Annotated in this window: 9 protein-coding genes; 4 read left to right on the top strand and 5 right to left on the bottom strand. The window is 65.9% G+C overall.

Annotated features, from left to right (window positions below):
* The first annotated feature begins 5 nt into the window (after window positions 1-5).
* Entirely contained in the window at window positions 6-4,742 is a 4,737-nt protein-coding gene (gltB, locus tag ACVWYP_RS10860; RefSeq protein ID WP_453946180.1) for a glutamate synthase large subunit, read from the top strand.
* Between the two features lie 159 nt (window positions 4,743-4,901).
* On the top strand, window positions 4,902-6,359 hold the full coding sequence (locus ACVWYP_RS10855; protein WP_304498612.1) for a glutamate synthase subunit beta: 1,458 nt from the start codon (window positions 4,902-4,904) through the stop codon (window positions 6,357-6,359).
* A 178-nt stretch (window positions 6,360-6,537) separates the two neighbouring features.
* On the opposite strand, the gene ACVWYP_RS10850 is transcribed toward ACVWYP_RS10855, so the two are convergent.
* Complete coding sequence (locus ACVWYP_RS10850; protein WP_304498611.1) at window positions 6,538-8,226, bottom strand: outer membrane beta-barrel protein; 1,689 nt, start codon at window positions 8,224-8,226, stop codon at window positions 6,538-6,540.
* A 260-nt stretch (window positions 8,227-8,486) separates the two neighbouring features.
* Here ACVWYP_RS10850 and ACVWYP_RS10845 point away from each other — a divergent pair, with 260 nt between their 5' ends.
* Window positions 8,487-9,494, top strand: coding sequence for a KpsF/GutQ family sugar-phosphate isomerase (locus ACVWYP_RS10845; protein WP_057016246.1), 1,008 nt, complete (start codon window positions 8,487-8,489; stop codon window positions 9,492-9,494).
* Window positions 9,495-9,571: 77 nt separating this feature from the next.
* Here the strand turns inward: ACVWYP_RS10845 and ACVWYP_RS10840 are convergent, their stop codons facing one another.
* The gene (locus ACVWYP_RS10840) at window positions 9,572-10,111 is read right to left on the bottom strand and encodes a carboxymuconolactone decarboxylase family protein (protein WP_304498610.1); all 540 of its coding nucleotides are present in this window, start codon (window positions 10,109-10,111) and stop codon (window positions 9,572-9,574) included.
* Window positions 10,112-10,198: 87 nt separating this feature from the next.
* On the opposite strand from ACVWYP_RS10840, the gene ACVWYP_RS10835 reads away from it, so the two are divergent.
* Entirely contained in the window at window positions 10,199-10,534 is a 336-nt protein-coding gene (locus ACVWYP_RS10835; RefSeq protein ID WP_304498609.1) for a winged helix-turn-helix transcriptional regulator, read from the top strand.
* A 188-nt stretch (window positions 10,535-10,722) separates the two neighbouring features.
* Here the strand turns inward: ACVWYP_RS10835 and ACVWYP_RS10830 are convergent, their stop codons facing one another.
* The 3 genes from ACVWYP_RS10830 to hemH all read right to left on the bottom strand — a co-directional run bounded on the left by ACVWYP_RS10830 (window position 10,723) and on the right by hemH (window position 13,421).
* Window positions 10,723-11,169, bottom strand: coding sequence for an NfeD family protein (locus tag ACVWYP_RS10830; RefSeq protein ID WP_304498608.1), 447 nt, complete (start codon window positions 11,167-11,169; stop codon window positions 10,723-10,725).
* A 41-nt stretch (window positions 11,170-11,210) separates the two neighbouring features.
* Window positions 11,211-12,215, bottom strand: coding sequence for an SPFH domain-containing protein (locus tag ACVWYP_RS10825; protein WP_304498607.1), 1,005 nt, complete (start codon window positions 12,213-12,215; stop codon window positions 11,211-11,213).
* A 168-nt stretch (window positions 12,216-12,383) separates the two neighbouring features.
* Window positions 12,384-13,421 carry a ferrochelatase gene (hemH, locus tag ACVWYP_RS10820; RefSeq protein WP_304498606.1) on the bottom strand — a complete coding sequence of 346 codons (1,038 nt, stop codon included), beginning with the start codon at window positions 13,419-13,421 and terminating at the stop codon, window positions 12,384-12,386.
* Between the last annotated feature and the right edge of the window lie 48 nt (window positions 13,422-13,469).

Genomic DNA, 13,469 nt, shown 5'->3' with positions numbered 1-13,469 from the left:
GACACATGAGCGGGTCGGAATTCGAGCGCGAAAACATCGTGGCAGGAACGCTGTCGGCGACCGCGGACTCGAAAGCCGCCGAGCCCGCGCGTGAGCTCCACACCTGGCGTCCTGAAGCCGAAGGCCTGTTTGATCCGAGCCTGGAAAAGGATTCCTGCGGCGTCGGCTTCATCGCCAACATCAAGGGCCAGAAGTCGCACCAGATCGTCTCCGACGCGCTGAACATCCTGTGCAACCTCGAGCATCGCGGCGCCGTCGGCGCCGATCCGCGCGCCGGTGACGGCGCCGGCATCCTGGTGCAGATCCCGCACGCCTTCTTCGCGCGCAAGACCGCGGAGCTCGGCTTCAAGCTGCCGCAGCCCGGCGAATACGCCATCGGCGCGCTGTTCATGCCGCGCGATGCCGCGTGGCGGAACGTGATCAAGAGCATCATCGCCGACGAGATCAAGAACGAGGGCTTCAAGCTGCTCGGCTGGCGCGACGTGCCCAGTGACAATTCCTCGCTCGGCGTCACCGTGAAGCCGACCGAGCCCTACCACATGCAGGTCTTCATCGGCCGCAATGGTGCGGCCAAGACCGAGGACGATTTCGAGCGCCACCTCTACATCCTGCGCAAGTCGATCTCGCAGGCGATCTATCAACGCCGCGACCGCGGCATGGCGGGCTACTATCCGTGCTCGCTGTCGTGCCGCACCGTGATCTACAAGGGCATGTTCCTCGCCGACCAGCTCGGCAAGTACTATCCCGACCTGCATGAGGCCGACTTCGACAGCGCGCTGGCGCTGGTGCATCAACGCTTCTCGACCAACACCTTCCCGACCTGGTCGCTGGCGCATCCGTACCGGATGATCGCCCATAACGGCGAAATCAACACGCTGCGCGGCAACGTCAACTGGATGGCAGCGCGGCAGGCTTCCGTGCATTCGGAGCTCTACGGCAAGGACATCAGCCGCCTCTGGCCGATCTCCTATGAAGGCCAGAGCGACACCGCCTGCTTCGACAACGCGCTCGAATTCCTGGTGCAGGGCGGTTACTCGCTGCCGCACGCCGTGATGATGATGATCCCGGAAGCGTGGGCCGGCAATCCCCTGATGGATGAGCAGCGCCGCGCCTTCTACGAATATCACGCTGCGCTGATGGAGCCGTGGGACGGCCCGGCCGCGATCGCCTTCACCGACGGCCGCAAGATCGGCGCCACGCTCGATCGCAACGGCCTGCGCCCGGCGCGCTATCTCGTCACCAAGGACGACCGCATCGTGATGGCGTCCGAAATGGGCGTGCTGAAGATTCCGGAGGACCAGATCGTCACCAAGTGGCGGCTGCAGCCCGGCAAGATGCTGCTCGTCGACCTCGAGCAGGGCCGCCTGATTCCCGACGACGAGATCAAGGCCGACCTCGCCAAGAGCCATCCCTACAGCGACTGGCTGCATCGCACCCAGATCCAGCTCGAGGAGCTGCCGGATGCGCCGGCCAAGGGCGTGCGCTCCAACCTGCCGCTGCTCGATCGGCAGCAGGCGTTCGGCTACAGCCAGGAAGACATCGCGATCCTGATGACGCCGATGGCCGCCACCGGCGAGGAAGCCGCCGGCTCGATGGGCAACGACACGCCGATCTCGGCGCTGTCGGACAAGCCGAAGCAGCTGTTCACCTACTTCAAGCAGAACTTCGCGCAGGTGACGAACCCGCCGATCGATCCGATCCGCGAGGAAATCGTCATGAGCCTCGTCTCGATCATCGGGCCGCGGCCGAACCTGTTCGACCTGCAGGGCGTCGCCTCGACCAAGCGCCTCGAGGTGCGGCAGCCGATCCTGACCGACGCGGATCTGGAAAAGATCCGCTCGATCTCCGACGTCGCCGAGACCCACTTCAAGTCGCGCACGCTCGACACCACCTTCCACGCCGGCTTCGGCGCGGCGGGCATGGAGCAGGTGCTCGACGAGCTCTGCGCGCGCGCCGAGGGCGCGGTGCGCGAGGGCATCAACATCATCATCCTGTCGGACCGCATGACCGGCACCGACCGGATTCCGATCCCGTCGCTGCTGGCCTGCGCCGCCGTGCATCATCACCTGATCCGCACCGGCCTGCGCACCTCGGTCGGCCTCGTCGTGGAATCCGGCGAGCCGCGCGAGGTGCATCACTTCGCTTGCCTCGCCGGCTACGGCGCCGAAGCGATCAACCCCTATCTCGCGTTCGAAACCATCCTCGCGATGAAGGACCGGCTGCCCGGCGCGCTCGACGACTACGAGATCGTCAAGCGCTACATCAAGTCGATCGGCAAGGGCCTGCTCAAGGTGATGTCCAAGATGGGCATCTCGACCTACCAGTCCTATTGCGGCGCGCAGATCTTCGACGCGGTCGGCCTGAAGGCGGACTTCGTCGCCAAGTATTTTGCCGGCACCCACACAAGGATCGAGGGCGTCGGCCTCGGCGAGATCGCCGAGGAGACCGTGCGTCGCCACACCGACGCGTTCGGCGACGGCCAGATCTACAAGAGCGCGCTCGATGTCGGCGGCGAATATGCCTACCGCACCCGCGGCGAGGACCACGCCTGGACCGCGGAGTCGGTCTCGACGCTGCAGCACGCCGTGCGCGGCAATTCGCAGGAGCGCTACCGGGCGTTCGCCAAGATCCTCAACGAGCAGTCCGAGCGTCTCTTGACGCTGCGCGGCCTGTTCCGGATCAAGAGCGCCGAGGACGACAAGCGCAAGCCGGTCAAGCTCGAGGACGTCGAGCCGGCCAAGGACATCGTCAGGCGATTCTCGACCGGCGCGATGTCGTTCGGCTCGATCTCGCGCGAGGCGCACACCACGCTCGCGATCGCGATGAACCGGATCGGCGGCAAGTCGAACACCGGCGAAGGCGGCGAGGAGTCCGACCGCTTCAAGCCGATGCCCAACGGCGACAGCATGCGCTCGGCGATCAAGCAGGTCGCCTCGGGCCGGTTCGGCGTGACGACGGAATACCTCGTCAACTCCGACATGATGCAGATCAAGATGGCGCAGGGCGCCAAGCCCGGCGAAGGCGGCCAGTTGCCCGGCCACAAGGTCGACGCAACGATCGCCCGCGTCCGGCATTCGACGCCGGGCGTCGGCCTGATCTCGCCGCCGCCGCATCACGACATCTACTCGATCGAGGACCTCGCCCAGCTGATCTACGACCTCAAGAACGTCAATCCGGACGGTCAGGTCTCGGTGAAGCTGGTGTCGGAGGTCGGAGTCGGCACTGTTGCCGCCGGCGTCGCCAAGGCCCGCGCCGACCATGTGACCATCGCGGGCTTCGAGGGCGGCACCGGTGCCTCGCCGCTGACCTCGATCAAGCATGCCGGCTCGCCGTGGGAGATCGGTCTTGCCGAGACCCATCAGACGCTGGTGCGCCAGCAGCTGCGCAGCCGCATCGCGGTCCAGGTCGACGGCGGCTTCCGCACCGGGCGTGACGTCGTGATCGGCGCGCTGCTCGGGGCCGACGAGTTCGGCTTCGCCACCGCGCCCCTGATCGCGGCGGGCTGCATCATGATGCGCAAGTGCCACCTCAACACCTGCCCGGTCGGCGTCGCGACCCAGGATCCGGTGCTGCGCAAGCGCTTCACCGGCCAGCCCGAGCACGTCATCAACTACTTCTTCTTCGTCGCCGAGGAAGTCCGCGAGATCATGGCGCAGCTCGGCTACAAGACGTTCGACGAGATGGTCGGCCAGGTCCAGATGCTGGACCAGACCGCGCTGGTCTCGCACTGGAAGGCCAAGGGCCTCGATTTCTCCAAGCTGTTCGTGCGGCAGAAGGAGGAGAAGGGCCAGACGATCTATCACTCGGAGAGCCAGAACCATCATCTGGAGGCCGTGCTCGACCGCCGGCTGATCGGCAAGGCGCAGGCCGCGCTCGATCGCGGCGCCCCGGTCAAGATCGAGGAAGAGATCAACAACACCGACCGTTCCGCCGGCGCGATGCTGTCGGGCGCGGTGGCCAAGATCTACGGCCATGCCGGCCTGCCGCTCGACACGATCCATGTCGGCCTGAAGGGCACGGCGGGACAGGCGTTCGGCGCCTGGCTCGCCAAGGGCGTCACCTTCGACCTCGAGGGTGAAGGCAACGACTATGTCGGCAAGGGCCTCTCGGGCGGCTGCATCATCGTCAAGCCGCCGAAGATCTCCGGCATCGTGCCGGAGGAGTCGATCATCGTCGGCAACACCGTGATGTACGGCGCGATCGCGGGCGAGTGCTACTTCCGCGGCATCGCCGGCGAGCGCTTTGCGGTGCGCAATTCCGGCGCGGTCGCGGTCGTCGAGGGCGCCGGCGATCATTGCTGCGAATACATGACCGGCGGCATCGTCGTGGTGCTCGGCAAGACCGGACGCAACTTCGCGGCCGGCATGTCCGGCGGCATCGCCTATGTGCTGGACGAGGCCGGCGACTTCGACAAGCTCTGCAACCTTTCGATGGTCGAGCTCGAGCCGGTGCTGTCGGAGGAGATGATCAACGCCGACACCTACCACCACTCCGGCGATCTCGAGGCGCATGGCCGGGTCGACGTGTTCCAGAACCTGCTCGACTCCGATGTGGAGCGGCTGCACGTCCTGGTCACGCGTCACGCCAAGCTGACGGGTTCGAAGAAGGCGGCGGAGATCCTCGCCGATTGGAAGAGCTGGCTGCCGAAATTCCGCAAGGTGATGCCGGTGGAGTACCGCCGCGCGCTGAAGGAAATGAAGGCGAACGCCGACGCCGAGCCGAAGATCGCGATCGGCGCGTAAGCCTGGAAGACCCTCATGGTGAGGAGGCGCGCAGCGCCGTCTCGAACCATGAGGCCGCCACACGGGCCTCCATCCTTCGAGACGCGGCGCACGCGCCGCTCCTCAGGATGAGGGTCAAACAGAACAGACGAACACATGATGCAGGGGCATCGGGTTTCAATGGGCAAGATCACAGGTTTTCTCGAGATCGAGCGGCATGACCGCAAGTACGAGCCGGTCGCCGATCGACTCAAGAACTTCAGGGAATTCGTCATTCCGCTGAGCGAGAAGGACACGCGCGACCAGGCTGCGCGCTGCATGAATTGCGGCATCCCCTATTGCCACGGCACCGGCTCGACCGCGCCGGGCACGCCGGGCTGCCCGGTCAACAACCAGATCCCCGATTTCAACGACCTCGTCTATCAGGGCAACTGGGAAGAGGCCTCGCGCAACCTGCACTCGACCAACAATTTCCCCGAATTCACCGGCCGCATCTGCCCGGCGCCGTGCGAGGCGTCCTGCACGCTCAACATCGACGACAACCCGGTCACCATCAAGACCATCGAATGCGCGATCGTCGACCGCGCCTGGGACAATGGCTGGCTGAAGCCGGAGATCGCAGCCGTCAAGACCGGCAAGAAGGTCGCCGTGATCGGCTCGGGTCCCGCCGGCATGGCCGCCGCGCAGCAGCTCGCGCGCGCCGGCCACGAAGTGCATGTCTACGAGAAGTTCGCCAAGGCCGGCGGCCTGCTGCGCTATGGCATTCCCGACTTCAAGATGGAGAAGGGCATCATCGACCGCCGCGTGGCACAGATGGAAGCCGAGGGCGTCACCTTCCACTACGGCAAGGCCGTCGGCGGCTCGACGCCCGGCGCGATCGATCCGCAGGAGCTCGCCAAGCAGTATGACGCCGTGGCGCTGACCGGCGGCGCGGAAGCCCCGCGCGACCTGCCGATCCCCGGCCGCGAGCTTTCCGGCATCCACTTCGCGATGGACTTCCTGCCGCAGCAGAACCGCCGCGTCTCCGGCGAGCCGCTGAACGGCGCTGCTGACATCCTCGCCGGCGGCAAGCATGTCGTCGTGATCGGCGGCGGCGACACCGGTTCGGACTGCATCGGCACCTCGTTCCGGCAAGGCGCCAAGTCGGTGACCCAGCTCGAGATCATGCCGGCGCCGCCCGAGCATGAGAACAAGGGCGTGACCTGGCCGAACTGGCCGCTGAAGATGCGCACGTCCTCGAGCCAGGCCGAAGGCGCGGTGCGCGAATACGCCGTGCTGACGACGAAGTTCGAAGGCGTCGACGGCAAGGTGACCAAGCTGCATTGCGTCAAGGTCGACGACAAGTTCAAACCGCTGCCCGGCACCGAGTTCACGCTCGACGCCGAGCTCGTGCTGCTGGCGATGGGCTTTGTGCATCCCGTGCACGAGGGCCTGCTCAAGACGCTGGGCGTCGAGCTCGACCAGCGCGGCAACGTCCGCGCCTCCCTGCAGGACTACCAGACCTCGCGCGCGAAGATCTTCTCCGCCGGCGACATGCGCCGCGGCCAGTCGCTCGTGGTCTGGGCGATCCGCGAAGGCCGCCAGTGCGCGCGCTCGATCGACACCTTCCTGATGGGGAAGACGGATCTGCCGGGGTGAGCCCCCGGCGGTTTCGCCCAACTGCATCCCACAAACTCAGCTGTCATCGCCCGCGAAAGCGGGCGATCCAGTATTCCAGAGACGTCAGGGCTTGAACGGACAGGCCGCGGCGTACTGGGTGCCCCGCCTTCGCGTAGCACGACACCTCATTTGAGATGCGACTTAGGCATCCTCACCGCTAATTCTGCACCCGCACGCCCAGCATCACCACGGTCGATGCCGAGCTCTGTCCCGGCTGGTTGGAATCCAGCCAGTCGCGGCGCAGCGTGCCCTTGATCCAGAGGCTGCGGGTCATCTTGTAGATCAGGTCGCCTGACACCGAGTAGATCGTGTCGTTGCGGTTGTCGCCCTGGTAATCGAGCGTACCGTAGGTGAACTTGCCGATGCCGGTCAGCCAGCGGCGGAAGTCGTGGTCGACCTCCACGGTGTAGGTGCGCGACAGCACGCCCGAGGTGCCGGGCAGCGTGGTCTCGCCGATCTGGGTGTCGGAATAGAATTTGGCCGTGGTCAGCGGCGTCGCATTCCAGGTCAGCGAGGCGGTGGTCAGCAGGCCCTTGAGCGGGCTAAGCCGCGGATCGACATAGTCGCGCCTAGCATAGCCGATCGAGACCTCGCCGAACAGAATCCGGGTGAACTCGAACGATGTGCCGACCTTGGCGTAACCGCCCGACGAATTGCGCGCGTAACCGTTGCGGTCGAGATAGAGATCATGGAAGCGGCTGTCGCCCTCCACTTCCACGAACGGCTTCACGGCCGGATTGAGCTCATAGCTGACGCGGCCGACACCGCCATACTGCGTGAAGTTGCGATCGTCGTTGGACGACGAGGTGCCGTCGGTCAGCTTCGACCACTGATAGTCGGTGCGGTCGACGGTGCCGCCGAGCGAGACCTGCATGCGGTTGAAATTCTGGTCGACGCCGAAGGTGCCGCCGACCGTGCTGTAGAGCGGATATCTGGCGAGGCCGGCCTGCACATTCGGGCTGCCGGGATTGTCGGTCGAGACCAGCAGGCGGGCCTGCGCCGTGAGATGCGTGTATTTGGAGACGTCGAGCCGGCCGTCGACATGACCGGTGAAGTTCGGACGGTCGATGTCGAGCGGCGCCGACAGTGGGGTGCCGTTGGCGTTCGGCGTCAGCTCGGAGCCATAGCCGGTGAAGGAGCCGCGCAGATCCGCGACGACGGCGTGACGTTCCCAGTCGGAGACCGCAAGGAATTCCGGCGCGACCATGTAGAACGCCCTGCCCTGCGGCGAGTAGAGCCGGCCCGGATTGGTGTCGTAGCCGGCCATCGCCTCGACCGCGGTCTTGACCATGAACGAGCCGGCGTAGTCGCCGACGGCGCCGAACGGATCGTCGTCGATCCTGAGCCGCTTGCGCGGCGGCTGGCCGACGATGGTGCCGGCCATCGCCGGCGGCAGCGGCGTCTTGTTGGCGGTCTCCGAGGGCGGGATCGACAGCCGCAGCTGCCCCGTGCCGTTCAATGGCACCGGCGTCGGCTGCGGCGAGCCGGGTCCCGCCGGCGGCTTCGGTTTGGCCTGACCCGGATAGTATTTCGGCTTCTGGCGTTTGCGGTTGAGCGAGTCATAGCCCGACGTCGAGGCGCCGTTCGCCGCGGGGAGCCCGTAGGTCGGGACCTGCCCGATCCGCGTCGTCGATGTTGATGTCGATGAAGACGAGGAGGAACGGCGATCGCGATCGGCGTCGGGCAGCTTCAGGCCGTTGAGCGGATCCATGGCGTCAGCCGTGGTCCGGCGCAGCGGCGAATCCTGCGTGATCACCTGGCTCTGGCGATTGGGGCTGAACAGATCGGGCGTCACGGTCTGGGCCGCGGCGAACCCGGTGGTCACGGTCAGCGCCAGGACGGTCACGGCAGGGCATGGCAAAACCGCGCGGACGAGGCGTCCACGCCGGTCTTGGCCGCTTGCTGGCCGCCGCAACACGATGGAAAAACTCCAACGAATTCACATACTTGTGGGGCGCACTCCGCCGGGCGGCGGAAAACGTCGTTAATGGAGTTAAAACAATTATGGTTAATGAGCCGTTGAGGATCGGCCGCCGCGCGTCGCATCGCGGAATCGAACGTGCTAAGGGAGACGCCCGGGTGCAAAACCCTCCCTTGGAATCCTAAATGGCCAAACCGAAACCGCTGATGACCAAATCATCCGGCCCCGATGACGGCGCCGTTCAATCGGCGCTCCGCACCCTCGATGCCGAAGCAAGCGGCGTCGCAGCCCTCTCCGCGGCACTGAAGTCCGACCTCGGCGCGCCGTTCGCGGCGGCGTCCGAGTTGATCGGCAATGCCAAGGGACGGCTGATCGTCACCGGGCTCGGCAAGTCCGGCCATATCGGGCGCAAGATCGCCGCGACCTTTGCCTCGACCGGCACGCCGGCGTTCTTCGTGCACGCCGCCGAAGCGAGCCATGGCGACCTCGGCATGATCACGATCGATGACGTGATCCTGGCGCTGTCATGGTCCGGCGAGCAGCCGGAGATGCGCAACCTGATCGCCTATGCCGCCCGCTTCGGCATTCCGCTGATCGCGATGACGGCCGACAAGGACTCGACGCTGAGCAAGGCCGCCGACGTGCAGCTGACGCTGCCGAAGGCCCGGGAGGCCTGCCCGCACAATCTGGCGCCGACCACGTCCTCGCTGATGATGCTGGCGCTCGGCGATGCGCTGGCGATCGCGCTGCTCGAGGGCCGCGGCTTCACCTCGACCGATTTCAGCGTGCTGCATCCGGGCGGCAAGCTCGGCGCGCTCCTGAAATATGCCCGCGACCTGATGCATGGCGGCGACGCGCTGCCGCTGAAGCCGCTCGGCACCAAGATGTCGGATGCGCTGGTCGAGATGACCTCCAAGGGTTTTGGCTGCGTCGGCATCGTCGACCGCCACGGCCATCTCGTCGGCATCGTCACCGACGGCGATCTGCGCCGGCAGATGCGCCCCGACCTTTTGACGCTGTCGGTCGACGAGGTCATGACCAGGACGCCGAAGACGATCAGCCGCGATACGCTCGCCGGCGAAGTGCTGGAGCTGCTCAACGCCTCGAAGATCACGACGCTGATCGTGACCGATGCGAAGAAGCCGGTCGGCATCATCCATCTGCACGATCTGCTGCGGGCGGGCGTGGCGTAGGCCCTTTTGTCATTCCCCGATGCGCAATGGCGCATCTGAGGGCGTGCCTGTTGGCGCGACCCCCGAAATGACAGCGATTACCTCGGAAACCGCGCCGCCGTTTCCTCCAGCGGCAGGGCCAGCGCGTTGGCGAGGTAGGAGACCGTGCGGTAGAAGCCGCACAACAGGATGATCTCCAGGATCTGGTCCTCATCGTAATGGGCCGATAACGCGGCGAATTCCGCGTCATCCAGCGTCGCGCGGGCATGCAGCGCGTCGACCGCCGCGATCATCGCCTGTTCGGCCGGCGACCAGCAGTCGGCATCGGCCGCACCGCGCACGGTGGCGTAGACCTGCTGCTCCGTCAGTTCGGCGGCCGCGCCGAACGCCGTGACATGGACGCCCCATTCATATTCGCAGGCATTGAGTGCGCAGGTGCGGTCGATCACGATCTCGCGCTCCCTGAGCGACAACGGCCCGCGGTCCAGCAGGCTGCCGCCGCGAAACTTCTCCCAGGCGCGTGGATGGCCGGCCATCATGCGGAACAGCACCAGCGGCGGCTTGCCGCGCATGATGCGATCAAAATGCTGTTGAACGTCCGCCGGATAGGGCGGATCGAGCGGCGCGATGCGTGACATGGGCTGATCCCGTTGCTACATTTAATGTAGCAATACGCTACAATATCTGTAGCAACTCGCAAGAGGGATTCGAAAGGAATTCGCGACATGCCGAAGCAGGGCCCAGTCACAAGACCCGCCGTCCGCGGCTCGCGGACCGGCCGCCCGATCATGGCGCTGCTCGATCTCTTGGGACGGCGCTGGACCTTGCGCATCGTCTGGGAGCTGCGCGAGAACGCGCTGACCTCGCGCGCGCTGCGCACCGCCTGCGACGAGGCCTCGCCGACCATCCTGCAGACGCGATTGACCGAGCTGCGCGAGGCCGGCTTCGTCGAACTGTCGGAGGATGGTTACGGCCTCACCGCGCTCGGGAGGGAGCTGTTCCAGACCTTCACGCCGCTCCATCGTTTCGCCGAGCGCTGGAGCAAGCGGGGCGCCAGCTAGACCGCGGCGACCGTCAGTGTGTAGCCCGCATGAGCGGAGCGATATGCGGGACCGGTTTCCCCGGGTATCGCGGAGCCTGTCATCGGGCGCGCATTCGCGCGACCCGTTGGCTCACCCGGGCTACGGATTACTCGTCCGAAGCAGCATTCGACGCTCGGGCCAAGTCGTCGTCGATGGGCCAGGTCAAACTAAGCGATCGCCACCGTCAGGCTGGCACCGTCGGCGCGGACCACCTTCACCCGGCTGCCGGCAGGCGCATCGGGGCCGGCGACGCGCCACACCGTGTCATCGATCCGCACCGTGCCCGATCCGTCGATGATCGGCTTCTCCAGGGTGAATTCGCGGCCGACCAGGGCTTCGTTGCGGCGGTTGAGGAACGGATTGGTCTTGCTCGCCGCCGTCGCGCCCTTGGCAAAATGCCGCCATGCCGGCACCGCCAACGCGGCAAACACCGCGAACATCAGCAGCTGCGTTTGCCAGGACGGCGTGAAGGCGAACGACAGCAGGCCCACAAGGAGCGCCGCGAGCCCGAGCCAGAACAGGAATACCCCGGGCGCCGCGAGCTCCAGCGCCATCAGGATGAAGCCGAAGATCAGCCAGTTCCAGGTACCCAATGTCGAAAACATCTCGGCCATGACAGGACCTCTACCATTGCGGGCGCGACGCCGTCACGCCCTCACCGCTGCGGCGGCACCGGCGGCGGCGCAGTCGGGCCGGCCGGCGGCACCGAACCGCCGCGCCGCGCCGCGGCCGTGGCGGACGCCGCACTCTCGCCGAAGGTGGCGCGTGCGATCTCGCCGATGCCGGCCAGCGAGCCCAGCACGCTCGAGGTCTCGATCGGCAGCATCAAGACCTTCTGGTTCGGCGATTCCGCGAGCTGGCCGAACGCCTTGATGTATTTGTCGGCGATGAAATAGTTCAGCGCGGCGACGTCGCCCTTGGCGATCGACTCCGACACCATCTGGGTCGCCTTGGCTTCGGCCTCGGCGAGCCGTTCGCGCGCCTCGGCGTCGCGGAAGGCAGCCTCGCGGCGGCCCTCGGCCTGCAGGATCTGACCCTGCTTGGCGCCCTCGGCGCGCAGGATTTCGGATTGCCGCTGGCCCTCGGCCTGCAAAATGTCGGCGCGCTTGACGCGCTCGGCCTTCATCTGCCGGCCCATCGCCTCGACGAGGTCGGCCGGCGGCACGATGTCCTTGATCTCGATGCGGTTGACCTTGACGCCCCAGGGCGACACCGCGGCGTCGACCACGCGCAGCAGCCGCTCGTTGATCTCGTCGCGATGCGACAGCACCTGGTCGAGATCCATCGAGCCCATCACCGAGCGGATGTTGGTCATGGTCAGGACGGTGATCGCCTGGTTGAGATTGGCGACCTCGTAGCTCGCCTTCGCGGCATCGAACACCTGGTAGAACGCAACGCCGTCCACCGTCACGGTGGCGTTGTCCTTGGTGATCACCTCCTGCTCGGGGATGTCGATCACCTGCTCCATCATGTTGATCTTGCGCCCGATGCGATCGAAATAGGGCACGATCAAATTGAGACCGGGCGACAGCGTGCGGGTGTATTTGCCGAACCGCTCGATGGTCCAGTCATACCCCTGCGGAACGGTCTTGATCCCGGCGAACAGCGTGACGATGACGAGAAGAACGAACGCGATCGCGAAAACGTCGAAGCCAGTCATAAAGTCCTCCAGGGCCGGCGAGACCGTCGCCAGTCACGGTCGTGCATTGGTCGGCAGGACCGCTCCGCCGGTTCAGCCGGCTGTTGTTCTCCCTAGCACATAGGAAGCTGCCGTCCGACTACCAGATGCAAGTGAATAGCCGTGTCCGGTGTCACTGATCGTTAACAATCAGATCCAGCCCTGAAGCTCGCGCAGCACGAGCTGGCGGATCACGTCCATGCCGCCGTCGCTGTCGTTGAGGCAGGGGATCGCCGCGAACTGCTCGCCGCCATTGTGCCGGAAGATCTCGGCATTCTCCTGCGCGATCTCCTCCAGCGTCTCCAGGCAATCGGCGGAGAAGCCGGGCGTCACCACGGCAATGCGCCGCACGCCGTCCTTGGCCAGCTTCTCGACCGTCTTGTCGGTATAGGGCTGCAGCCACTCGGCCTTGCCGAAGCGCGACTGGAAGGTGAGGATCAGCCCGTTGGCATCGAGCCCGAGCCGCTTGCGCAGCGCATTGGTCGTGGCGATGCATTGCGCCTGATACGGATCGCCCTTGTCGACATATTCCTTCGGCATGCCGTGGAACGAGGCGACGATGATCTCGGGCTGGAACGCCAAGGTCGCAAGATGCGCATTGATCGAGACCGCGAGCGCCTCGATGTAGTCGGGATCGTCGTAGTACGGCGGCGTCACCCGCAGGATCGGCTGCGCGCGCATGCCGGCCAGCACGCGAAACGCCTCGTCGCAGACCGTCGCAGACGTCGCGGCGGAATATTGCGGATAGAGCGGCACCACCAGGAGCCGGCCGCAACCCTGCGCCGCCAGCGCCTCGATGCGCTCCTTGATCGAAGGGTTGCCGTAGCGCATCGCCCAGTCGACCACGACGTGGTCGTGATCGGCGATCGCCTCGGCCAGCTTGTCGGCCTGCGAGCGCGTGATGGTCTTCAGCGGCGACTCGTTCTTCTCGGTGTTCCAGATCTTCAGATAGTCGCGCGCCTTGCGGGCCGGCCGGACACGCAGGATGATGCCGTTGAGGATCAGCTTCCAGAGCAGGCCCTGATCCTCGATCACCCGCGGATCGGACAGGAATTCCTTGAGATAGACCCGCACGCCGGCGGCATCCGCCGTATCGGGCGTGCCGAGATTGACCAGGAGCACGCCGACGCGTTCCGGCTTCGGCGCCGCCGCAGGCTTCGCGCTGTCGAAGGGGATCACCGTGCTCATGATGGCCTTGCGCTAGATATCCTTCGCTTGGGAGCTTTGGGCTTCGCG

The sequence above is a fragment of the Bradyrhizobium sp. USDA 3262 genome (assembly GCF_054060035.1).
This window is presented reverse-complemented; position numbering and strand designations above follow the sequence as displayed.

Bases quoted from the DNA above. Each gene is read 5' to 3' on its own strand.
- gltB (WP_453946180.1), top strand. From the start codon at position 6: ATGAGCGGGTCGGAATTCGAGCGCGAAAACATCGTGGCAGGAACGCTG.
- ACVWYP_RS10855 (WP_304498612.1), top strand. From the start codon at position 4,902: ATGGGCAAGATCACAGGTTTTCTCGAGATCGAGCGGCATGACCGCAAG.
- ACVWYP_RS10845 (WP_057016246.1), top strand. From the start codon at position 8,487: ATGGCCAAACCGAAACCGCTGATGACCAAATCATCCGGCCCCGATGAC.
- ACVWYP_RS10840 (WP_304498610.1), bottom strand. From the start codon at position 10,111: ATGTCACGCATCGCGCCGCTCGATCCGCCCTATCCGGCGGACGTTCAA.
- ACVWYP_RS10835 (WP_304498609.1), top strand. From the start codon at position 10,199: ATGCCGAAGCAGGGCCCAGTCACAAGACCCGCCGTCCGCGGCTCGCGG.
- ACVWYP_RS10830 (WP_304498608.1), bottom strand. From the start codon at position 11,169: ATGGCCGAGATGTTTTCGACATTGGGTACCTGGAACTGGCTGATCTTC.
- ACVWYP_RS10825 (WP_304498607.1), bottom strand. From the start codon at position 12,215: ATGACTGGCTTCGACGTTTTCGCGATCGCGTTCGTTCTTCTCGTCATC.
- hemH (WP_304498606.1), bottom strand. From the start codon at position 13,421: ATGAGCACGGTGATCCCCTTCGACAGCGCGAAGCCTGCGGCGGCGCCG.